This window comes from Paenibacillus sp. 01T442 (assembly GCF_056398345.1).
Window position 1 is genome coordinate 13,747 of sequence record NZ_JBFTPF010000003.1, and the last position, 21,874, is coordinate 35,620.

A 21,874-nucleotide genomic window follows, 5' to 3' on the forward strand; every position below is an offset into this window, starting at 1 on the left:
ACAGCTCGATTAATTATCCGATTTGAACTTGATTGTTTTACCTTTCGCTGCAGAAGTAAGCTCAGCATAGTTATCGAAAATCGCTTTGCCGCCGAATTTGGTCATCACTTCTTGGCGATATTGCGGCCAGTTCGCAGCGTCCTTCTCTTTATACAAGATTTGAACATGAAGTTCATTCATCCGTTTGCGCATAGCTCCGATATCCATGCCTTCCTTGACAGTAAGAGCAGTACCCACCGACGGAAGAATCTTGTAAGAGTTGATTTTTTCAACGATTTTCTTATCTCGCTCGGTTATTTTAGGATCAATGATATTCAATCCGAACACTTCAGGTTTACGTGGTGTAAACCAACCATACACTTCAATAAAGTTGTTATTGTCGATAACGTCTTTTTTATAGGCATCTTGATTGACTTCGATGTCTTTCCCATTGCGTTTGTAATCCACGTTTTCTTTCCCGTAACGCGTCAACAAGAAGCCTTCTTCTCCAGCGAGCCAATCCAGAATTTCAATAGAGCGCTGTACTTTGGCATCTGAGCTTTTGGAGCTGAGCAAGAACGGATTTTGTGGAATCGTTTCTACCCAAGTACCGGTTTTTTCCCACGGATGGAACGGCTCCCAGTCTGCTGTTGTTTGACCTGCTGCCTTCGCTTTCATTTGCAATCCAGCCGGATTGTTATCGAAGGCAAGGTCTCTGCCTTGACCGATCACGATACCCGCTTTACCTTGTGCAGCTTTATCAAAATGCTGGCCGTATTTGTTCAGGAACCAGTCCGGATCGACAACTTTCATGTCCAGTAGCGCCTTGATATCTGTAAGCACATTTTGCATGCGGATATCGGTACGAACGTCAATGAACTGATCATTTTCTACATATGTGTCACCCGCAAAGCCATTTTTCAGGAATTCTGGGAAGTCCATCGAAATGCTTGCACCGCCGCCTGCCGCTGTAAAACCATACGTATCGTTTTTGCCATTACCGTCTGGATCATTGAAAGTAAAAGCTTTCATGACACTTACAAGCTCGTCGTAGTTCGTCGGCATTTTCAAATTAAGCTTGTCGAGCCAGTCTTTCCGAATGTAGAAGGTACGGTAGTAGCTTGTTTCGTACGGAACAGGAGCACGCTTGAATGCACCTTGTACCTGATACGACTTCAAAGTTGCTTCCGACACCCAATTTTTGAAGTAGTTTGGCATTTTGGCCGGTGTGACAATCCCCGTCAAATCTCTGGCAACACCATCACGGATGTAATTATTAGAAGGTACTCCGTCTGCGTAGAAAACATCGGGAATGTCGCCTGATGCGATCATTGTATTCAATTTATTGGTATAGTCTTGGCCAAACGGCAAGTAGGTCATTTTCAGTGAGACATTGAATTTCTCTTCAATCGCTTTCTTCACGAAGTCTTTATCTGCCGAAGGAAGTTGGGCGCTTGCATCTGCGATAACCATCCAACTCAGGTCTAGTTTTTCCTTCTTGGCATCTGGGCTCGACGACGTTGTCGCCGCCGTGTTAGTTGGGGAACTAGAAGCCTCCTCTTTCGAACTCGTGCATGCGACAAGGACCAGCGAAGATGCTAATAATAGCGTAGTTACTTTTGATAACGTTTTCAAATGAAAGACCCCCCTGTTCGTTTTAGAAGAATGAGAACGCGTATGAAACTACTTTCAAGCCATTTACTTCCGTCAAATCAATGGATACGAATCGTTTGCGAAATAACCACTGTAGATCTACTTCCCGTTGTCACCTCCTCGTACTTAATACGTAACTGGCTTACAGCCAATTGTGGTAAAGCTGCTGTTAGACTTATCCTTTGACAGCGCCTAACAGCATGCCTTTGACGAAATATTTTTGTAGAAACGGATACACGATAAGAACTGGTATGATTGCCACCACAACGGTTGCCATCTTGATGGTTTCCGGCGGCATTGTATTTAATGAAGATTGAGAAATCGCAAGTTCCTGACTAATGGCTGGTGACACAATCATGTTCCGCAGCACAACCTGTATCGGATATAGACTGCGATCATTCAAATACATGACCCCGCCGAAGTACGCATTCCAGTGATTGACACCGTAGAACAATCCCAAGGTTGCCATAATCGGCATCGAGAGCGGCAGCACAATTCGCATAAGTGTACCAATGTCGCTGCAGCCATCCACTTTTGCCGCTTCTTCAATTTCATAGGGCAGGCCTTCGAAGAAGGTCTTCATGATCAGAATATTAAAGGACGAGACCAGACCTGGAATGATAAGTGCCCATAGGGAATCCATCAAGCCCGTGGCTTTCACGGTCAAATACATGGGGATGATCCCCCCGGAGAACAACATGGTAAACACGATGCCCATCAGGACGATATTGCGTCCCGGCAAAAATTTCTTCGATAACGGATAGGCTAGCATCGTCGTAATCGCTAGATTGCACGCTGTACCAACGACCGTAACGAATATCGATACTTGCAGCGCTTTCGGCACCGTATTGCTGGAGAAAATCGTTTTGAATGCTTCGAAGGTGATCGCATGCGGTACGATGACAAATCCACCGTTTTTGAGCACTTCCGTATAGGGTGTGATTGACATAATGAAGACAAAGTAGATGGGAAACAGCGTTGCTAAACAGAAAAGTCCGAGTACGGTGTAAAGAACGGCATCTACAATGCGGTCTAATTTGGTTTTCTTAAGCATGAATGGCATAACGATGCCTCCTTTACCAGATGCCGGACCCGCCGACTTTTTTGGCCAGTTTATTCGCTCCAATCACAAGCACCAGACCGATAACTGATTTGAATACACCCATTGCCGCTGGCACACTGAATTCCATTTGTTCAATTCCTCTACGGAAGATCCAGGTGTCAAGAATATCCCCCACATCATAAACTCGTGCGTTCAGGAATATGTATACCTGTTCGAAACCAGCGTCCATAATATGTCCGATTCGCAAGATTAACAGTAAAATGAACACTTCGCGAATACCTGGGAGCGTAATATGCCACAATTGCCGCCAACGACCTGCGCCATCAACAACGGCTGCTTCATATAATTCATGGTTGATCGAGGCCAGTGCTGCCAAATAGATGATGGCTCCGAAACCAGTGCTCTTCCAAATATCTGACGTCACTAGCAGGGAACGGAAATAGTCCGAGTTGGTCAATACATCAAGCTCTCCCCAACCCATATCGCGAAAGAACGTCGTCACTAGCCCCGCACCAGGTGCAAAGAATGAAAACACAAGACCGTACACGATAATCCATGATAAGAAATGAGGCCCATAGGTAATCGTTTGTACAATTCTTTTAAACCAAGGAGCACGAATTTCATTTAAAATAAGTGCCAACATGACGTCCGGAAGCATGTTAAACAAAATACGATACACACTGATGAGAAGCGTATTTCGGACTAGACTTGGAAACTCCGGCGAGGCGAATATCGTTCGAAAGTTATCGAAGCCAACCCATTCACTCCCCCATAATCCCTTCATGAGGTTATACTTCTTAAACGCAATCACAAGTCCGAACATCGGTACATAGTGATAAATAATGTAATATGCAATCCCCGGAACCATAAGTAAGTACAACCATTTGTATCGGAGAAACGTTTTCCAAATATGCGTGGTCATTCGTTTTCTTCCTATGGGTTCACCGGTAATCGACTTCACACTTGCTCGCATACCCCATCACCTCCTTTATTAATTGTTAAAGGAATCTGCTACTCCGGCGGGATTGGGTTGTTCATATCGCACGACAATACCCATCGATTTCTGTGGCTTTTCAAAGCAGCTTTGATACATGGTGGGTAACTCTTCGAGTGCGCACTCATTGGTAATCAACGATTGAATATCAATCCTTTTCTGTGCGATCAAACGTAGAAACTCCCCCATATTCCTGCCTTCCGTCCAACGAACATAACCTATCGGGTAATCGACCCCATGCTGCTCGTAGGTTTCCTCATAACGACCAGGACCGCCCGCACGTGAAATGTGAATACTCGCTTCTTTCATAAAAAGCAGATCCCGATCAAATTCCGTTCCTGTATCCCCGACGATCACTACGCGACCGCGGTCTCTCAGCCAACCCAGCGCATCATCTATCATACTAAACTTCCTATTGCTCGCACAAAGCATGACAGCATCTGCACCTTTACAAGAAGGATCAGACTCCACTGCCCTCTGAAGTTCTTCCTTGGTGCGGCAGGCTATCGCTCCAATAGCCTCAAGCGTTCGGCAGCGCTCCTCTATTAACTCTAAACCAATCACTTTATAGGACGCTGCATGTGCAATACGGGCAATCACTTGCCCAAGTATGCCAAGCCCCGCGATGATAATCGTTTCTCCGAAGCTCAGTTGAGCTTGACGCAAAGCATGTATCGCAATGGCACCAATACCAACAAATGCTGCTTCCTCCTGAGTCACGCCTTCTGGCACAGGTACGACCAAATGCTTGGGTACAAGCAGGAGTTCCCTATGGGCTGGTACCCCATAACAAGCAACTCGTTGTCCGGGGATGACATGCGTAACACCTTCCCCGATTTCCATTACAATGCCACTGGCACTGTAGCCTAAATTGGCATCCCCATTATTGGTTATCATCATTAGCTCGGTGCCTACGCTAACGACAGAATATTCCGTTTTCACTTTGACAAATTGAGGAATCATTTCCGGGTTCGGAAGCTCCAACACTTGTGCTGAACCATTGATGCCCTTTACTGCTTTCATAACCCCTACCTCTTTTCTGGTTTATTTCTAATTTGTAAAGTACACCACAATCATCAGAACATTTCGTTGTGGTTTGTTTCTGATGTTTTTATTATAAGTACCTGACATGTGTGTTGTCAATAACTTTTTAATTTGGAATCGCTTACAATGTTAGATAACATAACACTAACTAATCAATTACCCTTAATTACATGACATGTATGTAACGTAAAAGGAGCCTATCTAATAAAAGACAGGCTCCAACGGTTATTCAACTATGATCATATTCCCCTCTTTATGCTTCACTCTATCCGATTCAACCGGAAGAGCGGACCGATCGACTCCTTCTTCTACACATGCCATCATGAGTAAATAGGAATCATGGCCAATCGCTCCCTCCGTAATCTCATACTTGCCGCCAGAGAAACGAGAACCTATCGCCCTCATTTTATTAGGACCGCTATGTATGCTGAAATGCGCCGTCTCGGCATCCATTACTGAGCTTTTGCACTCGCCGAATACCCACGTTACGATTCCTGACATTTCTTCACGCTTCAAAAAGGCCTTTGCTGCATTCGTCCCACTGAACACGGTGCCGCCATCCACCGTAATGGACTGGTCACTTGCACCTGTCTCATCCAGATGAAATGCACCCATCAATATCATGCCGCTATTCTCACAACCCCCGCCTTGCACAACCACCTCAGGACACCAAACTTGAATGGGTTTTGCTTCTGGAGAAGCTCCTCTAAACCATGTATTCATCAAAATTAGTTTGTTGATACTACCCAGTGAATTATCATCAACGTTGTGAAATTGGCAATTCTGCATCGTGAAGTCCGTCATAACTGGCCGAAATCCTACATGGGGATTATCGGGCATACGAGCGATTTCAGCCCCCTTCGTCATGCCAAAGGAACAACCATCCGCAAGATTACTTCGCTGTGAACGAGATGAGCTCTGTGAAAGTGTAAGCATCGTGTCCGCCGTACAGCCTCTCATTTGCAGCCCATCTGCATTGGCCCAAATCGTACCGGAATCCACTAATCCCTCTTTCCAGACGGCATGAACATCCTCCAGTGTCAAATCTGTAATTCGCTTGTGTGCAACTACACGCGAAGCCACATGCTTCTTCACAGAGATTCGTTTCGCACTATCTCCCCACGTTGTACCGCTGTTGGCAAATGACAATAAACCTGAGTTCCCGATAAACGTGAGATCATGCTCGTATTGACCGTGTGTGACAAAAGAACCATGTTCATCACCATCACCATGGCAGTTCTCCACCATGCAGTATGCTCCACATGTGAAATCGTTTAAGTGACGGGCGTTGCTTGTATGGCAATCTCGGACATGACCGTACAACACGTTGAGTTGCTGCGTCAGATATCCGGTTCCTCCCCAGATCACTTCTTCTGGGTTCATTAGCTTGCAACGCTCCGTCACAAAATGAGTGCAGTAACGCCGCTCAATGACCGGCCAGAAAACCTTAGTGGCTGTGACGTCGCTAACATTGCAAGCAACGGCGAATTCATAGGCAATGGGATGTGATCCTATTTGATCCCAATCCTCAGATGGCTTTACGCTCGTCGACCCATTATCAGGCACAGAAACACCGATAAAATTCATATTCCTGATGTGACTGTGGCAAACAGGCTGCATCTTCTTGAACGTGATTTCCCGTCCAGCAACAAGCGTCCACCCGAGCTTATAATTCACACGAATATGGCTATCGTCTATGATTTCTGTGACCTGCACCATATAATCCAGCTCGCGCTGCGCATAGCCTTCCGGGTGGTTCTGAATCCTCGCTACCCACCAGTCTCCCACCTCAAAAGACGCCGTATCTAGCACCTCTAGCACGTCAGATTGCTCTGGAAGATTAGCAGAGAGTGTAAGAGTCTGTGTTTCACCTGTTGCTTTCCCCTGAAAAAAAATAACAGCTCCGAATGGATTGCTTTTCGCATTTAGCTCGATCCCGACTGTTGTGACACGGTGCCCTCCAAAATCGAGTTCGATGTTGCTGCGGTCGTACGTATGTCTTCTGACAAAGTTAAGATCAGAATGCGACTCAATCCGGTGAATCGATACATCGTTCACCATCGCATCCAAGGCGTCATCTGCATGCCTTGTCGCGTCCAGAATGCCGAACCACCGAAAATCTCCTACACCGTTATGCACGGTCTTCCATCGGCCGCTTCCACCATGTCTAGGATCATGAATCGTGCCGCCGTTGTCGGCCTCAGTGCTGCCAATCATCCAACGAACAAGCTTGGAGCCACCGTCTCCCTTTTGATAATACCCATCCACATAGACAAGCTGCCCATCCTTAATCGTGTGAACTTGATACGCTAATAACTCTTCCAGATTTGATAGTTGGATCATCATATGGCCTCCGTTTACTTCACCGTGTTCTCAAAGTGAATTTGTAAAACTCCATTCTGATTCTCATCTAGTTCACTTATACATCCTTTTCCTCAAATAAAATCTTATCTGGTTTGTTTCAGATTTGTTTTCAAGTTCATAATTCAATAATTCCACTCCGTTGTCAATCTTTTTCTACAAGCATCGACCACTCAAGTTAGCTCTCACTTACGTTCATTTTGTGCAGATATTGTCTAGGTGTACAGCCATTGAATCGTTTGAACAACTCATAGAAATGCGCCATATTTCCTATGCCAACCGACTCTGCGATTTCGTTCACACTGCGTTTTTCAGTAACGAGCAGCCGCTCCGCTTTTGAAATACGTTTCTGATTGACATAGTCGATAAATGAAGTGCCCATCTTTTTCTTAAAATACTTCGAAAAGTACGAGTAACTCATGCCAGCGATTCGACTGACCTCTCCCATATCGATCTTCTCCGTCAAATGCTCATCCACATAAACAACAAGTGACCGTATGATATCCGCATCCCCATCCACATTGCCATGTGTCGTTAACAGATCCCGATTGTCATGGCGAAGCAGCATTAAGAGCAGATGCTTGATGTGCATGCTTACCGCGATTTCATACCCCTTCTTAGTTCCCATAACTTCATCATGGGTATCCGTAATAATCTTGGCAATTTCTTTCTTCACTTGATCATTTTCTTGGAAAATGTAATTAAGCGCTTCTAACGGATGAAAAATCTCCAGAAAATCTCGATAATACCTCATCATAGCTGGATCGAAATAAGGCTGTAGGTCAATATGAAGAACAATATAGACGAGGTCTTTATCGCTTATTTTGCGCCCTCTATGCAGTTGGGAGGAGCCGATCAGCATGACATCCCCGGGTTTGAGCGAGTAGACATGATTCGGTGTCTGAATTTCGTGGCTTCCTTCCTCAACTAAAATGAATTCAATTTCTTTATGATAATGCCAGGTATTTCCGTACTCCTTTTCTGCCCCTGATTGGGTGAATCGCCACACTTTCATGCATAATGAGGGGTTCTGATAGGGGATTGGCTCTTTATAAATATGCATGACTCTCAAACACCGCTCTTTCACTGATGACAAATTTGGATATAAACTGAATAAATGTCCGCATATACGCTACCTCACAATACCTATATCATATTACTTAGTTACATATTTTCATACGATAATATGAGGAGTGAATTTGGCATGAAAATAGCGATCGTTGGTTGCGGGGGGATGGGGAATGTGCACGCCCTCAGCTATGTCAATATGCCTGATGTGGAGTTGACAGGTGTATGCGATCTGGATCTCGAGCTAGCACAAGCACTTTCCCTTACGACAGGGGCACCTGCTTTTACATCTTTTGAAGCCATGCTGAACGAGGCAGATTTCGATGTCGTCAGCGTGACACTGCCAAGCTACTTACATAAGGAATATACGTTAAAAGCGGCACAAGCCGGCAAACATGTGATTTGCGAGAAACCACTTGCCCTTAATTTAGAAGATGCAACAGCTATGATTCAATGTTGTGAGCAGTACGGCGTCCGCTTGTTTGTCGGGCATGTCGTTCGATTCTTCCCTGAATATGTACAAATGAAGCGAGCCATCGATGAAGGCAAGTTAGGACGAGTCGGTGTCATTCATGCCAAACGAATCGGTTCACACCCCGGTGACGTCAGACCATGGTTCAAAGATTTCTCTAAAAGCGGAGGTGTCATTGCCGATCTCATGATCCACGATATTGATTTTCTACGCTGGGCCGTCGGCGAAGTGAAGTCCGTCTATGCCTTGAACCAATGTGTCAACGACTTGGATTATGCACTAGTCACTCTTCTTTTTGAAAATGGAGCCGTTGCCAATGTGGAGGCCTTCTGGGGTTACCAAGGGCCGTTCCAAACCGCCGTGGAAATTGCAGGCAGCAAAGGCATAATCCGCAGCGACAGCCAAAAAAGCAGTTCCCTGCACATCTGCAAAGCCCCTTCCGATTCAGAAGGCAGACGTTTCGCGGAAGTTCCGCAAAGTCCGGGATACGCTAGTCCCTATAATTTGGAGATTGCCCATTTCATTCAGTGCATACGAGATGGAAGCGAGCCCATCGTTACTGCGAACGATGCCTATAAAGCACTAGAAATTACGATGGCTGCGCTGGAATCGGTTCGCACGGGGAAATCTGTCCAACTGAAGACGAGCTGGGCGTTCGGGGAGGAAACAGTATGAAGAAATTAAAAGTAGGTATGATCAGTTTCGCGCACGGCCATGCATACTCTTATTTGGAATCACTACGAGCAATCCCGCAGGTGGAGGTCACGGGTTTTGCAGATGAGAGTCACAGCCGCGTGGAAAAAGTAACCGCTGCATACGGCTTGCCTCATTATGAACATTATCAGGATTTACTCGCCACGGATCTGGATGCTGTTGTCATTTGTTCCGAAAATGTCCATCACGCAGAGATCACGATAGCAGCAGCGAAAGCCGGCAAACACGTGCTATGTGAAAAACCGCTTGGCGTTTCGGTCTCGGAAATGGAGACCATGATTGCTGCCTGTAAAGAAAACGGTGTTCAATTGATGAYGGCATTCCCTTGCCGCTATTTGGCCTCAGTTGTTAAAGCCAAGGAGGCAATCGAACAGGGTGAAATCGGAGAGATCGTAGCCATCAAGGGAACTAATCGCGGCTCTCTTCCTTCCGGCTGGTTCCTTCAATCCGAGCTATCCGGTGGCGGTGCCTTATTAGATCATACTGTACACGTCATGGACTTGATGAATTGGATGACCCAATCCGAAGTGAAAGAAGTCTATGCTTATGCGGCTACATTATTCAATGAAAATTTAGAGATCGATGATGCGGGGATGATCCATGTCAAATTCGCTAATGGGGTAATCGGCGTGTTAGACACAAGCTGGTCGCGGAATGCCTCTTTCCCAACATGGGGAGATGTGACGATGACGATTGTGGGTACGAAAGGAACGCTCTCCATCGATGCTTTTGCTCAAAAGAATGAGCTGTATTGCTTAGATAACGGGAAAGGCCAATGGAATTTCTGGGGTGACTCCATGGATGCTTACTTAGTGAAAGCATTTGTGCAAGCGTTGCTGAATGGCGAACAGGTGCCGATCACAGGGGAAGATGGATTACGTTCAACCGTTGTCGCCTTAGCGGGTTACAAATCCGTGGCTCTGGGGCAACCCGTGTTGCTATAAGCGTAAGCTAGGCGATATGCGCAAGTCAGTAATAATTGCCACCCAGTTGAAAGATGCTTTTTCCTGCAAAATATGATACATTTCATGAAATAGGAAGTCACCTCTATGAGCGGACCTACGGACCTATCTGCTTATAGAAGAGGTTCGCAAACTCCCTCTCTAAAAAACTATGAAATGAGGATTACCAATGGCAGGCAGAAGCAATGAAGACTTGAAAGATATTACCCTTTTAGGTAATCAAGGCACGAAATACATTTTTAATTATGACCCTACACTCTTGGAAGCATTTGATAATAAACACCCAGATCGTGCTTATTTCGTCAAATTTAACTTCCCGGAGTTCACAAGCTTATGTCCGGTAACTGGACAACCGGATTTCGCTACCCTCTACATTTCGTATATTCCTACGATCAAAATGGTGGAAAGCAAGTCCTTGAAACTTTACCTATTCAGTTTCCGCAATCACGGTGATTTCCACGAGGATTGTGTCAATATTATTATGAATGATCTCATCGAATTGATGAATCCGCGTTATATCGAGGTATGGGGCAAATTCACGCCTCGCGGCGGCATCTCCATTGATCCTTATTGTAACTGGGGTCAACCAGGTACGAAGTACGAAGCAATGGCAGAGCATCGCTTGATGAATCATGATCTGTATCCAGAGAAAATTGATAACCGCTAAGATACCAGCGGAAAATAAAAAGCTTGATCAATCCCAAATGGGACTTGACCAAGCTTTTTTCTTGTTTTGCCTACTTCGTAAAAGTTAGGATTTGCAATAAGCGCTGTAGGAGTACTGCACTTTGTGCTCTTGTTGCATCCTTCTCTGGATCAAATGAAGTGGGGCTCATGCCCTCCATCAACTGCAGTTGAACTAAACGTTGAACCGCGTCAGTCGACCATGATTTAATTTGCTTCTGATCTGTGAATGCAAGCACATTGCCTGTTGCTTGTTGAGGATCATACCCAGCAGCCTGCAGTGCCCGATCGATCATGACAGCCATTTCCTCACGTGAAATCGTCTGATTAGGTCGGAACGTACCATCTTCGTACCCCGTGATGATTCCGCCTTCTACAGCAGCATTTACGGAATCATTAAACCAATCCGTAAGGCTCAAATCTTTGAAAGCCGTATTCGCATGCGATGACTTGATGCCGAGCGTCCGTGTGAGAAGCGTTGCCAGCTCTGCACGTGTGATTGGTTGATCTGGACGGAACTCCTCTTTGGAAACACCTTGAACAAGCCATTTATTCGCCATACGCTCAATGCCATCTTTTGCCCAATGCTTATTCGTATCGGCAAACGAAATATTCGTTTCAATTAATAGAAACGTCTCATTTGAATGACTATACAGAGTCACTTCTCCCGATTTCACCTTAAGCGGCACGGGTTCATACGTCGTATTCCCTTGCGCATCCTTGACTACTCTAACTGCAGCAAGATTACGTTCATTGATCGCTGGATCTACCTGTACGGAATACGGTACATAAGTATTGAAGCTGGAAATGGGTGCTGATTTCCCGTCCCCTGCGACTGCCTTTATCGTGAAATCGATTGCGTTCAATACGTTGAATCCAGCAGCATTTRCTTGTGCTAAAGCGTTGTCGTTCTTACTAATATTCACTTGGATCTGAATTAATTGAGACATATTCAACTGATTGAGAGGGAGTTTCACGCTTCCAATTTCTGTTTCAATCGTCGCGGATGGGATGCCGTTCAACTTCTGCAGAGCCTGCTGATTCAGCGTAAGCTGTACCTGCCCTACATCGTTTGGCGAATCCACCACTATAGTAATTGAACCATTCCCTTGTGCTTTTAAAATAGCGTCCAGCGTTTTTTCATCTAAAGTTGCTGTAGCTATGGGTTTACCATTAACCTCTGTGATGATGGCGTTTAGGCTATCCGAAGGGTTACTTGGCGGATTGCTACCAGCTGACGGTGAAGTTGATGGACTATTATCTCTAGTTACTTTCAGACGATATGTCTTCGTCAAAAGATCTTCTGAGGTAACTACAATTTCAATGACATTGTCACCTACTTGTAGTTGAATCGCATTGGAAACCGATCCGCTTTCGACAGCTGTTCCATTCACAGTTACTTTAGCTCCATTGTCTGCAATTGTCGGCGTTACTTTAATTTCAGTAACACCATTTGACACATTCGATGTATACTCCGTTTTAGCCGCGTCAAATATTGGACTTAACGTTCCTGCACTGATGGCTAGGTTACTTAAATTATTATTTGTTGATACAACGCGTGTAACTGTTAATTGATAAGTCTTCGTCGATAGATCTTCTGCGGTAACTACAATCTCTATCTCATTGTCACCTACTTGTAATTGAATGGCATTGGAAGCTGTGCCACCTACGATAGAAGCTCCATTCACAGTCACCTTTGCTCCACTGTTGTTGGTTGTTGGCGTAATAAGAATCTCACTTATACCATCTGGCAAAATTGATGTATAAGCTGTTGTAGCCGCATCAAATGTTGGACTTAACGTTCCTGCGCTGATTTCCAAAATGCTTAACGTGTTGTCCGTCGAAGGCCATATTTCCGTTGCCGTCACGCCTACAGCTTTATCATAATCTGTTCCGACATTGTTTAAGATATTTTTACTTACATGAATATTAGTTCCTGCCTGCAATTGAATCCCGTTTGTATTTCCTGTAATGATATTCCCTATTATTTGTACGTCTTGAGGATCTCCAGCACCTACAAAATTAGCATTTTGGTCACCTTTATCGTGTTCAAGTAAAATTCCCCAGTAGTTGGTCGCCGTATTTTTACGAATGATGTTATTCAGTATGCGAGTACCTGGTCCATTTTGAATATTAATGCCTGCTGCATTATTTACGGATGTCGTATTTTCAATAATATTATTTTCAATCAACGTTTCTGGCGTTCCCATCGTTACAACAATACCTTCTCGCGAATTACGGATTAGATTGTCATGAATATGGTTCTTAGGGCCAGATTTACTATGATTAGTGGGAGCAGTCCCACCTGTATTCCCAAGACCTACACCTCCACCAGTATAAATATTTTCAATGGTATTGTCGTAAACCTCATTTAAGTATTCCAGCTCGCCATGTAGATCGATAGAGTCTAATTTAGTATTTATATAATGATTATTTCTTAGAGCATTATTGTGCGCGACATTTTGGATTAGGGAACCATGACGTAAATACGGTCCTTCAAACGTTGAATCTTCAACAACATTCCAATACGTATCATTGTCGAAACCAAGTCGATCCACCTTAGGCATACCTTGAATAGAAGTTCCGTATCCCGCTCCGCCTCCGCCTAAATCTGTTGCATTACGGAAGGTACTATGACGAACGATAACATCATGGCTATTTTCAATTCGAATCGCCATACGTCTAAAACGTTCAACGGTAACATGATCAATCGTCACATTAAAAGATGGCGTATCCCCATAGTTGGCAATAGCAATACTGCTATCTGGCCCCCCAGCATCTGGATTATTTGTAGCATGTTCAAGTGAAAACGAGCGATTCCACGTTGAAGTGATCGTCAAGTTAGAAACCACAATGTCGTGTTGACTTGATGACTTCACAACCGAACTATTTTTAATATCATCGATGCTGGACTTCAAAATAGTTCCTACTTCACTTTCGCCGCGTAAATTCACACCGGACTTCAACTTCAAATTTACAAATCCATCAGGTGTAGTAATTAGGTTATACACACCGTTTGGCAGGTAGACTTCATCTCCTGGTGAAGCAGCATTAATTGCATTTTGAATGCCTACACGGTCATCATTAGAATTATCAGCAAGATCCACACCATAACTAGTTACATTAATGATTGATCCAGTGACAGGATTCGGTGTATGTAGCAGATGTACAGTACCGTCTGGATTCGTTAAACCCGCTTTGGTGAAAGGCACTGCTCCCGGAGGTGCAGTAGGTGTAATATTCGGAACAATAGCAACTGGCGTGTCTCCAGTCACATAGGGTGCATAGATCATGACGTCCGTTAAGCTAGTAAACGTACTGCCATCTGAATTTCCATGTCCGACGATTCGAACGAAACGAGCATCCGTATCTGGAATATCGAACGCCTGCATATTCGCTGTAGTAGCACGACTGTTTCCACTAAAAACGTTTGTCCATGTTATTGCATCATTAGATGTCTCAATATCTAGCCGTGTAGAACGTAGATCACCTTTATAAAAAGCGATGCCTACATAGCCAATTCGTTTCGTTTGACCTAAATCAAACATGATATACTGGCCGTCACCCGAAGCTGACCAACGGCTGAATAAGTTATTATCCAAGGTGTTGCTCTCTACATTTCCGTCGCTGCTGCTGGCATTCACTTCTACGACTGGAATGGGGATCACAGGTGCCGCTAAGGTTGTTGTGCTGTAGATTAGCGGCTGCGTGGAATAGTTACCAGCAACATCACCCGCGTAGACAGCATAGGTAACACTTGATTGAGGGGTTAAGCCTTGCGCTGTGTAATAGGTACTGCCGACAACCGTTTGAATTAACGTGTCGTTCTGATAAACCTTATAATTAGAAACTGCGCTATTATCTGTAGCGGCTGGCCAAGCTAGTTGGACAAAGTCTGTCCCTAAATTTATGGACTTTAAAGCAGCGCCATTAGGCCATTGCGGCGGTATTGTGTCGCTTTGAACAACACGTTTCACAAGAAGCTGCGTTTCTGGGTTAGAGGCTGAAGTATTATCTTTGGAATACAGGTTTACGGATTTCCCTGTTACAAAGGAATCTGCTACCACGAAACTTACAACCCCATCCGCCAAGTGTCGTCTAACATAATCGGAAACATCAATATCATGATAAATAGGCTTACCACCATTKAGTGTGGTTATCGTAAATTGACCTACCTGTTCCATTTGAGATAGATCTTTTTGAAGCGTAGAGGCATTATTCCATGTAAATGTGTTTTCCCGCCATGAATTATCGGTTAATCCGAAAACTTGCAAATCTGCTGTGGTCAAACTGCTTCCTAGTTTAGCAGAAACCTGCAAAATGTATTTGTAGCTAAGATCTGATGCACTAGTCACATCAAACTTAAAATACATCTGTTTCTTTTGCGTACTGCTAGTAGAGACACTAAATAGTCCATCCGTTGATCCATTTTTTCTATCATAGACCGTATCTAATACAGATGGCACCTCGATATCAGGTGTCTTCCAATGGATCGCACCATCTTCTGAAGGAGGCAGCGCGCTAACAACCACCTCTGGATCAGCCGCCATACCAGCTACAGGAAGTAGTAATAGCGAAAATATCATTGAACAAATCAACATGATGCTTATCTTACTTTTGAAAAGATGAAATTCCATTCCGACAAAACTCCTTATCGTTTATATTTCGTCTATTGTAAGCGTATACAAAAATGATCATACTCGCTTTCTCCGCAATTGAATTGTCATTTATTTAGGTTAGGGAGTGGATAAATTAGGATTTCGTATCAAAAAACCTCTATCGAGGCCATTCCACGACGAGCAAAGACAACTGACGGCGGGGGACTGCCACTGCGCACAATTTTTGTGCGCTAGCGTGCGACTGCCGGCGCGGGACTGTTCTTGCGCACAATTTTTGTGCGCTAACGTGCGACTGCCGCCGGCGGAATGCTCTTGCGCACCATTTTTGTGCGCTAGCGTGCGACTGCCGCCGGCAGATTGCCGTTGCGCACAATTTTTGTGCGCTAGCGTGCGACTGTCGCCGGCGGAATGCCCTTGCGCACAATTTTTGTGCGCTAGTGTGCGACTGTCGCAGGCGGAATGCCCTTGCGCACAATTTTTGTGCGCTAGCGTGCGACTGCCGCAGGCAGACTGCTCTTGCGCACAATTTTTGTGCGCTAGTGTGCGACTCCCAGCCGGCGGATTGCCATTGCGCACAAATTTTTGTGCGCTAGTGTGCGACTGCCGGCGAAGGACTGCTCTTGCGCACAATTTTTTGCGCTAGCGTGCGACTGCCGGCGGGGGACTGCTCTTGCGCACAATTTTTGTGCGCTAGTGTGCGACTGCCGCCGGCGGAATGCCCTTGCGCACAATTTTTGTGCGCTAGCATGCGACTGTCGCCGGCAGACTGCCATTGCGCACAATTTTTGTGCGCTAGCGTGCGACTCCCGGCGGGGGACTGCCATTGCGCACAAATTTTTGTGCGCTAGTGTGCGACTGCCGGCGAAGGACTGCCCTTGCGCACAATTTTTGTGCGCTAACGTGCGACTGCCGCCGGCGGAATGCCATTGCGCACAATTTTTGTGCGCTAGCGTGCGACTGCCCGCCGGAAGAATGCCGTTGCGCACAATTTTTGTGCGCTAGTGCGCGACTGACGGCGGCGGAATCTCTAGCGCACAATTTTTGTGCGCTATACTTTCTGGCGTGGCAAAAAAACCGATCCAAAAGGATCGGTTAGGTGCTCAATTCCAATTTTCTACCACTTAGTACAAAGGTTGTGGTGTATAAGGCTGCGGGCATTGCGGGTATGGCAAAATATCTCTCACTTGATTAAACGTATAATGTTTAGTTGCGAATTGTGTATGGTATAAATATTCAATGACGTAGATCGATCCACCTTGTACACTGCACAGAATGCCGGATACTCCGGTACCATCCATCAGGGAAATACCAACGGGCCTCCCGATTAAGGCGTAAGCTTTTTGCTGAATAGGCATAAGTCATCATCTCCTGATGTACCGTATGCCGCTCGGCGCCCAAAGGTTCAAGCTCAGGTCAACTTTTCCACGCCTACCCTTCCCGAGAAAAAGGTCGCTCCGCCGCCCATATCGGCCACACGATCTGGCGTCAGGACATTCACGCGCGTTTTACTGCCTGGCGCATCTGCCCATAGCCCTTGACTGACAACGACACCGCGCCTCACATCGCGACCAGCCATAACGACCAGCTCACACTCGCCGCGCTCGTTCCACACCCGTGCAAGATCGCCGCTGACCAAACCTAAAGCCGATGCATCGTCTTCATGCATATGCAGCTTCGGTATTTTCTCCATGCGGACATGCTTCTCATTATGCGCAAAAGTTGAATTCAAAAAGTTATGATTCGGCGCCGGAATGAACATAAATGGCAAATCACTAGTCTCAGCAAGCGGCACATACGTTGGAAGCGCTGGAAACCCCTTACTCGCCATGTCTGCCGAGTGTAGTTCAATTTTGCCACTAGGCGTCCGAAGTTTCCCAGGAAATAAGGGCAGAGTCGCCGCCTTCATGAATCCGGTATCCAACAAAGCATCGAACGATATGTCAGCCAATGCTGGATTGCCAGGATGGTGCAAAGCCTGACGAACCATGTCCTCATCGCTGTCCCGCAGCGCTTCATCCTCGTAGCCCATCATCGATGCAAGCAATCGGAACACATCCACATTCGCTTTGCTCTCACCATAAGGCGCAATCACCGGTAGCTGAAGGTGCACATAGTGATGCCAATAGGAGCGATAGAAGTCCGTATTTTCAAAAGAGGACGTAGCTGGCAACACAATATCCGCATACTTGGCTGTTTCCGTTAGGAACAGATCATGCACGACGGTGAATAAATCCTCTCGCTCCAGCCCCTCTTTCACTTTATTCGCATGAGGTGCGACCAACGCTGGGTTGGAATTATACACATATAGCGCATGGATAGGCGGATCTAACTCGAGTAAAGCGCTGCCCAGCAGGTTCATATTGATCTGACGCGCCTCCTTTGCACGCAAGTCCGGTCGCTGCAAGGCCGGTAAATTATGCTCCAAATAAGCGCCATTCCCTTTGATCGCGCCGCCGCCTTGATGCAGCCACTGCCCTGTTAACGCGGGTAAGCAAGCAATTGTTCGTACGCACATGCCGCCATTATCGTGGTGCTGAATCCCGTTCCCTATGCGAATAAAGGAAGGTGAAGTCTCACCATATAAACGAGCAAGGCGATAAATGTCCTCTACCGGCACGCCTGTAATCTCGGATACATTAGCAGGATCATATGACTTCACATGCTCCCTAAGCTCCTCATATCCTATCGTGAATTGCTCCAGGAAAACTTGATCCGTCAGATCCTCAGCGAACAGAATGTACATCATCCCTAGGGCCAGAGCCGCGTCCGTCCCGGGTAAAATGGGAATGAACCAGTCCGCCCAGCGGCCTGTTTGGTTCTTATGCGCATCGATGACGATGATTTGTGCGCCGTTTTTGCGGGCTTTCTCAGCCAGCATCACCTGATGCATATTCGTGCTGACCGCATTGATGCCCCACATGATGATCAGCTTCGCATGCACCGTATCCTCGGGATCGGTCCCATAGCTGCCGCCCATCGTATATTTATAGCCCTCTGTGCCGGCAGATTCGCAAATCGAATACAGCAGCCGGCTGGCTCCCATCCGATGGAAGAAGCGACGATCCATGCCTTCCGTTCCGATCCGTCCCATATTGCCATAAAAACTATACGGCAATATGGCTTCTGGACCTTCCGAGGCAATCAATTCTTTCCAGCGACTCGTGATCGTGTCCAATGCCTCATCCCAGGAAACTCGTTGGAAAGTGGCCTCTTCCCCTTTGGGGCCAACACGTTTCATGGGATACTGCAGCCTTTTATCATCATAAATACGTGCCGTCATGTTGCGAACTTTGTTACAAATGGCTCCCTGTGTCACGGGGTGATCAGGGTCTCCTTCTATTTTAACAATCTTCCCATCTTGTTTATGAAGTAATAAACCGCACTGATCTGGACAGTCCAGAGGGCAGACGGCTGGAAAAATACCTTGTTGTTCTTCCGTCATAGTGGTAGTCATTGGTGTGCGCATGATCCTCTTCCTTTCAACCTCAATATGTCTACTATATACCGAAATGGAGGGAAGTTAAAATAAAAAGCCTGCGGGTATCCCCACAGACTTTAGAGTCACTTTTTTTTACTTAAATTCAGTTCCTTCATAATTTTGCGCCCTGTTGGTGTCTGAGCTAGGCCGCCTTTGGCCGTTTCCCGATGCTTCTCCGGCATGGCCATGCCCACTTCGTACATGACTTGGACGACCTCATCGGAAGGGATCACTGATCTGACCCCGGCCAATGCCATATCGGCTGCCGCCATGGCGTTAACCGCACCGAAGCCGTTGCGAACGATACATGGGATTTCCACCAGTCCGCCAACAGGATCGCAGATCAGTCCGAGTGTGTTCTTAAGCGCAAGCCCTACTGCATGCATCGCTTGTTCTGGCGTTCCGCCGCGTAGCTCAACAAGTGCACCAGCCGCCATCCCGATCGCAGAGCCAACTTCGGCCTGACATCCGCCTTCCGCACCAGAAACAAATGAGTTGTTTGCGATCACATAACCAATTGCACCCGCACATAGCAGCCCTTTCACCAGATGATCATCCTCCCAGCCAAAACGTTGCTGCGAACTGATAAATACACCTGGAATGATCCCGCACGAGCCCGCTGTTGGCGTCGCAATAATTCGCCCCATGGATGCGTTAACCTCCGAAACGGCTAGCGCATAAGCCATCGCCTTGCATGCCTCTTCTCCGAGCGAAGCCTCCGTTGTCGTGAGGTAGGAGGCGACACGCTGCGCATCCTTCCCTGTTAATCCGCTTCGCGATGTCGTGTCCTCGGTCAGGCCTTTGGCCACCGCCTCTTTCATGATTTGATAGTACGCTCGCATCTTCTCAAATACATACTCAGGCGATTTCCCTGATTCGTGACTTTGATCAGCCAGCATCACTTCCGCTATGGTCAAGCCTTCTGCTGCGCATACCTCGGCAAGTTGCTTTAATGTCCGGAATCTCATGCGTCACCTCTTTCTGCAAGATCCACTTTTCTAACGTCGGTGATCATGTTCAACCGCAGCATTTGTTCAACTAAAGCAGCTGGAATGGATGCATCCGTCTCAATGACCGTCATCGCTTCTCGGTTGCGCCCTTTTCGATCCAAATCCATAAAGCCAATATTGATTAGATTGCTGCCTAACAGCGTTGTAATATCTGCAATCATTCCTGGCCGGTCATGATGTGAAATGACCAATGTCGGATAATTCGCTGTGAATTTCACATCAAATTGATCAACATTAATTATTTCTACATTGCCTCCTCCGATCGAGGCGCCTCTCATGCTGACTTTCCGCGATTCTGAGGTAAGTACAATACCCACCGTGTTCGGATGATCAGCTTTATCTTTACTAATATGAAAAGCTACAGCGACGCCTAACGCTTCTGCCTCATCTGCCGCTTGAGGAATACGTGGATCATCTGTCTCAAAATCCAAAATCCCGCCAACCAGCGCGAGATCCGTGCCATGCCCTCGATACGTATCCGCGAAGGATCCGTATAACGTGATCTCTGCTTTGAGCGGCAGCTCGCCTAGCAGCTGCCTGGCGACGCGTCCCAAGCGTATCGCACCCGCGGTATGCGAGGAGGAGGGACCGATCATCGAGGGACCGATGATGGAAAACACATCTTTAAAACGCATCACACAGCGCTCCAATCCTAAGGTGTTACTTACTATCTTCTCCTATTGTATGAAAGGGGACATATAAAAGACAAGTCTTTAAATTGACTATATAAAAGTATTATACTTATTAAATAGGCGCCTTGGTTACTTCACCTTATGAAGGACATTGGCTCACCATTTAGCGGCGTTTATAGGGGGCTAATCAGGGGATTGCTGCGCTAACGGACACCATGGACAGTAATTCTTGCTTAGCGGCCCTTTTGGGGAGCTAACGGACACCACAGGCGTTATTGTAGCATAAAGTGCTGTTTGATGGCAGATATCGGGCGAATAGAGGCACTCGTGTCCGTTAGAAATTTCAAGACCTCGATTACTTACAAATAGCGTTTCCTCTGTCCGTTAGAAATTCCAAACCCTCGATTACTCACAAATATCGTCCACAGTGTCCGTCAGGAATTCCAAACCCTCGATTACTCAACAAATAACATCTCCTGTGTCCGTTAGCGGGGGGCTGGTTCGAGGGTCGGGTTCGGGGTTCGGGGGTCGGGGGTCGGGGTGCCGGGTGCGGGGCCCGGGTGCGAGGCCCTTACTGCCAATATGAGTAGTGAGTAGTAAGGAAAGTAAATTTTTGAGTGTAATGAGTAGTGAGGATAAAGAGGAGAATGTGGAGTAATGAGTAGCATACAAGTCCTCTAACCCTATCAAAAATGCAAAAGAGCACTTTTCGAATGGTTTTCCCCGCCGTTATTGGAAATTGATGCACATAGGCATCAATTTGGAGTAATTTCAGGAGATACTCATGATTACGTTAAAAAGGTTGCCTATTTGCACGCATTTGTCAATTTCAACCAAAAATTGGTAGGAAAGGTTGTACATTTGCATTTTTGAGAAATGGGAGAGACCCATTCCAACACGCCGCTTTGTCTCCACGCCTACAACCCTCTGCTCGCCCCTACGCCAGCAGCAGCTCGTCCGGAATGCCATCCGCTCACCTAACCTATCCAGACAACATTCGGGTTGGGGTTCGGGTACGGGTTCGGGTTCGGGTTCGGGTACGAGTTGCATGACGAGTGCGAGCATGATGAATAGAACGCACACAAGAACCAGCGCCTATCCAGGCGCTGGTTCTTGTGTATTACATGGAGACAAATGTCAA

At 46.3% G+C, this 21,874-nt stretch carries 14 protein-coding genes and 1 riboswitch; of the genes, 3 read left to right on the forward strand and 11 right to left on the reverse strand.

The window, feature by feature from the left end:
• Positions 1 to 9 precede the first annotated feature (9 nt).
• The 6 genes from AC1DLM_RS04250 to AC1DLM_RS04275 all read right to left on the reverse strand — a co-directional run bounded on the left by AC1DLM_RS04250 (position 10) and on the right by AC1DLM_RS04275 (position 8,157).
• A complete protein-coding gene (locus tag AC1DLM_RS04250) occupies positions 10 to 1,614 on the reverse strand; it encodes a type 2 periplasmic-binding domain-containing protein (protein ID WP_441992057.1) in 1,605 nt (534 codons plus the stop codon).
• 193 nt (positions 1,615 to 1,807) lie between these two features.
• Entirely contained in the window at positions 1,808 to 2,695 is an 888-nt protein-coding gene (locus tag AC1DLM_RS04255; RefSeq protein ID WP_441992056.1) for a carbohydrate ABC transporter permease, read from the reverse strand.
• A gap of 13 nt (positions 2,696 to 2,708) precedes the next feature.
• Positions 2,709 to 3,668 carry an ABC transporter permease gene (locus AC1DLM_RS04260; protein ID WP_477569224.1) on the reverse strand — a complete coding sequence of 320 codons (960 nt, stop codon included), beginning with the start codon at positions 3,666 to 3,668 and terminating at the stop codon, positions 2,709 to 2,711.
• An 18-nt stretch (positions 3,669 to 3,686) separates the two neighbouring features.
• Positions 3,687 to 4,712: a zinc-dependent alcohol dehydrogenase gene (locus AC1DLM_RS04265; RefSeq protein ID WP_477569225.1), complete on the reverse strand. Its 1,026-nt coding sequence runs from the start codon at positions 4,710 to 4,712 to the stop codon at positions 3,687 to 3,689.
• Between the two features lie 246 nt (positions 4,713 to 4,958).
• Positions 4,959 to 7,079 (reverse strand): hypothetical protein, encoded by a 2,121-nt coding sequence (locus AC1DLM_RS04270; RefSeq protein ID WP_441992053.1) that lies wholly within the window; start codon positions 7,077 to 7,079, stop codon positions 4,959 to 4,961.
• Positions 7,080 to 7,272: 193 nt separating this feature from the next.
• Positions 7,273 to 8,157: an AraC family transcriptional regulator gene (locus AC1DLM_RS04275; RefSeq protein ID WP_477569226.1), complete on the reverse strand. Its 885-nt coding sequence runs from the start codon at positions 8,155 to 8,157 to the stop codon at positions 7,273 to 7,275.
• 141 nt (positions 8,158 to 8,298) lie between these two features.
• Here AC1DLM_RS04275 and AC1DLM_RS04280 point away from each other — a divergent pair, with 141 nt between their 5' ends.
• From AC1DLM_RS04280 to queF, 3 genes are all read left to right on the forward strand, one after another.
• On the forward strand, positions 8,299 to 9,309 hold the full coding sequence (locus AC1DLM_RS04280; RefSeq protein WP_477569227.1) for a Gfo/Idh/MocA family protein: 1,011 nt from the start codon (positions 8,299 to 8,301) through the stop codon (positions 9,307 to 9,309).
• Positions 9,306 to 10,292: a Gfo/Idh/MocA family protein gene (locus AC1DLM_RS04285; protein WP_477569228.1), complete on the forward strand. Its 987-nt coding sequence runs from the start codon at positions 9,306 to 9,308 to the stop codon at positions 10,290 to 10,292. Before AC1DLM_RS04280 ends, AC1DLM_RS04285 begins: the two co-directional genes overlap by 4 nt.
• Positions 10,293 to 10,425: 133 nt before the next feature.
• Positions 10,426 to 10,469: riboswitch (PreQ1 riboswitch) on the forward strand.
• Between the two features lie 10 nt (positions 10,470 to 10,479).
• Complete coding sequence (gene queF / locus AC1DLM_RS04290) at positions 10,480 to 10,977, forward strand: preQ(1) synthase (RefSeq protein WP_477569229.1); 498 nt, start codon at positions 10,480 to 10,482, stop codon at positions 10,975 to 10,977.
• Positions 10,978 to 11,047: 70 nt separating this feature from the next.
• Here the strand turns inward: queF and AC1DLM_RS04295 are convergent, their stop codons facing one another.
• The 5 genes from AC1DLM_RS04295 to sdaAB form a co-directional block, all read right to left on the reverse strand.
• On the reverse strand, positions 11,048 to 15,631 hold the full coding sequence (locus tag AC1DLM_RS04295) for an S-layer homology domain-containing protein (RefSeq protein WP_477569230.1): 4,584 nt from the start codon (positions 15,629 to 15,631) through the stop codon (positions 11,048 to 11,050).
• Positions 15,632 to 16,734: 1,103 nt separating this feature from the next.
• On the reverse strand, positions 16,735 to 16,968 hold the full coding sequence (locus AC1DLM_RS04300) for a hypothetical protein (RefSeq protein WP_173110707.1): 234 nt from the start codon (positions 16,966 to 16,968) through the stop codon (positions 16,735 to 16,737).
• A 53-nt stretch (positions 16,969 to 17,021) separates the two neighbouring features.
• Positions 17,022 to 19,079, reverse strand: a complete 2,058-nt coding sequence (locus AC1DLM_RS04305) for a molybdopterin oxidoreductase family protein (protein WP_477569231.1) — start codon at positions 19,077 to 19,079, stop codon at positions 17,022 to 17,024.
• A 95-nt stretch (positions 19,080 to 19,174) separates the two neighbouring features.
• Positions 19,175 to 20,059, reverse strand: a complete 885-nt coding sequence (sdaAA, locus tag AC1DLM_RS04310; protein WP_477569232.1) for an L-serine ammonia-lyase, iron-sulfur-dependent, subunit alpha — start codon at positions 20,057 to 20,059, stop codon at positions 19,175 to 19,177.
• Complete coding sequence (gene sdaAB / locus AC1DLM_RS04315; RefSeq protein WP_441992046.1) at positions 20,056 to 20,736, reverse strand: L-serine ammonia-lyase, iron-sulfur-dependent subunit beta; 681 nt, start codon at positions 20,734 to 20,736, stop codon at positions 20,056 to 20,058. Before sdaAB ends, sdaAA begins: the two co-directional genes overlap by 4 nt.
• Positions 20,737 to 21,874: the final 1,138 nt, after the last annotated feature.

Excerpts from the sequence above, each read along its gene's own strand:
- sdaAB (WP_441992046.1), bottom strand. The coding sequence starts at position 20,736 with ATGCGTTTTAAAGATGTGTTTTCCATCATCGGTCCCTCGATGATCGGT.
- AC1DLM_RS04260 (WP_477569224.1), bottom strand. The coding sequence starts at position 3,668 with ATGCGAGCAAGTGTGAAGTCGATTACCGGTGAACCCATAGGAAGAAAA.
- AC1DLM_RS04300 (WP_173110707.1), bottom strand. The coding sequence starts at position 16,968 with ATGCCTATTCAGCAAAAAGCTTACGCCTTAATCGGGAGGCCCGTTGGT.
- queF (WP_477569229.1), top strand. The coding sequence starts at position 10,480 with ATGGCAGGCAGAAGCAATGAAGACTTGAAAGATATTACCCTTTTAGGT.
- AC1DLM_RS04275 (WP_477569226.1), bottom strand. The coding sequence starts at position 8,157 with ATGCATATTTATAAAGAGCCAATCCCCTATCAGAACCCCTCATTATGC.
- AC1DLM_RS04255 (WP_441992056.1), bottom strand. The coding sequence starts at position 2,695 with ATGCCATTCATGCTTAAGAAAACCAAATTAGACCGCATTGTAGATGCC.
- AC1DLM_RS04270 (WP_441992053.1), bottom strand. The coding sequence starts at position 7,079 with ATGATGATCCAACTATCAAATCTGGAAGAGTTATTAGCGTATCAAGTT.
- sdaAA (WP_477569232.1), bottom strand. The coding sequence starts at position 20,059 with ATGAGATTCCGGACATTAAAGCAACTTGCCGAGGTATGCGCAGCAGAA.
- AC1DLM_RS04265 (WP_477569225.1), bottom strand. The coding sequence starts at position 4,712 with ATGAAAGCAGTAAAGGGCATCAATGGTTCAGCACAAGTGTTGGAGCTT.
- AC1DLM_RS04280 (WP_477569227.1), top strand. The coding sequence starts at position 8,299 with ATGAAAATAGCGATCGTTGGTTGCGGGGGGATGGGGAATGTGCACGCC.
- AC1DLM_RS04305 (WP_477569231.1), bottom strand. The coding sequence starts at position 19,079 with ATGCGCACACCAATGACTACCACTATGACGGAAGAACAACAAGGTATT.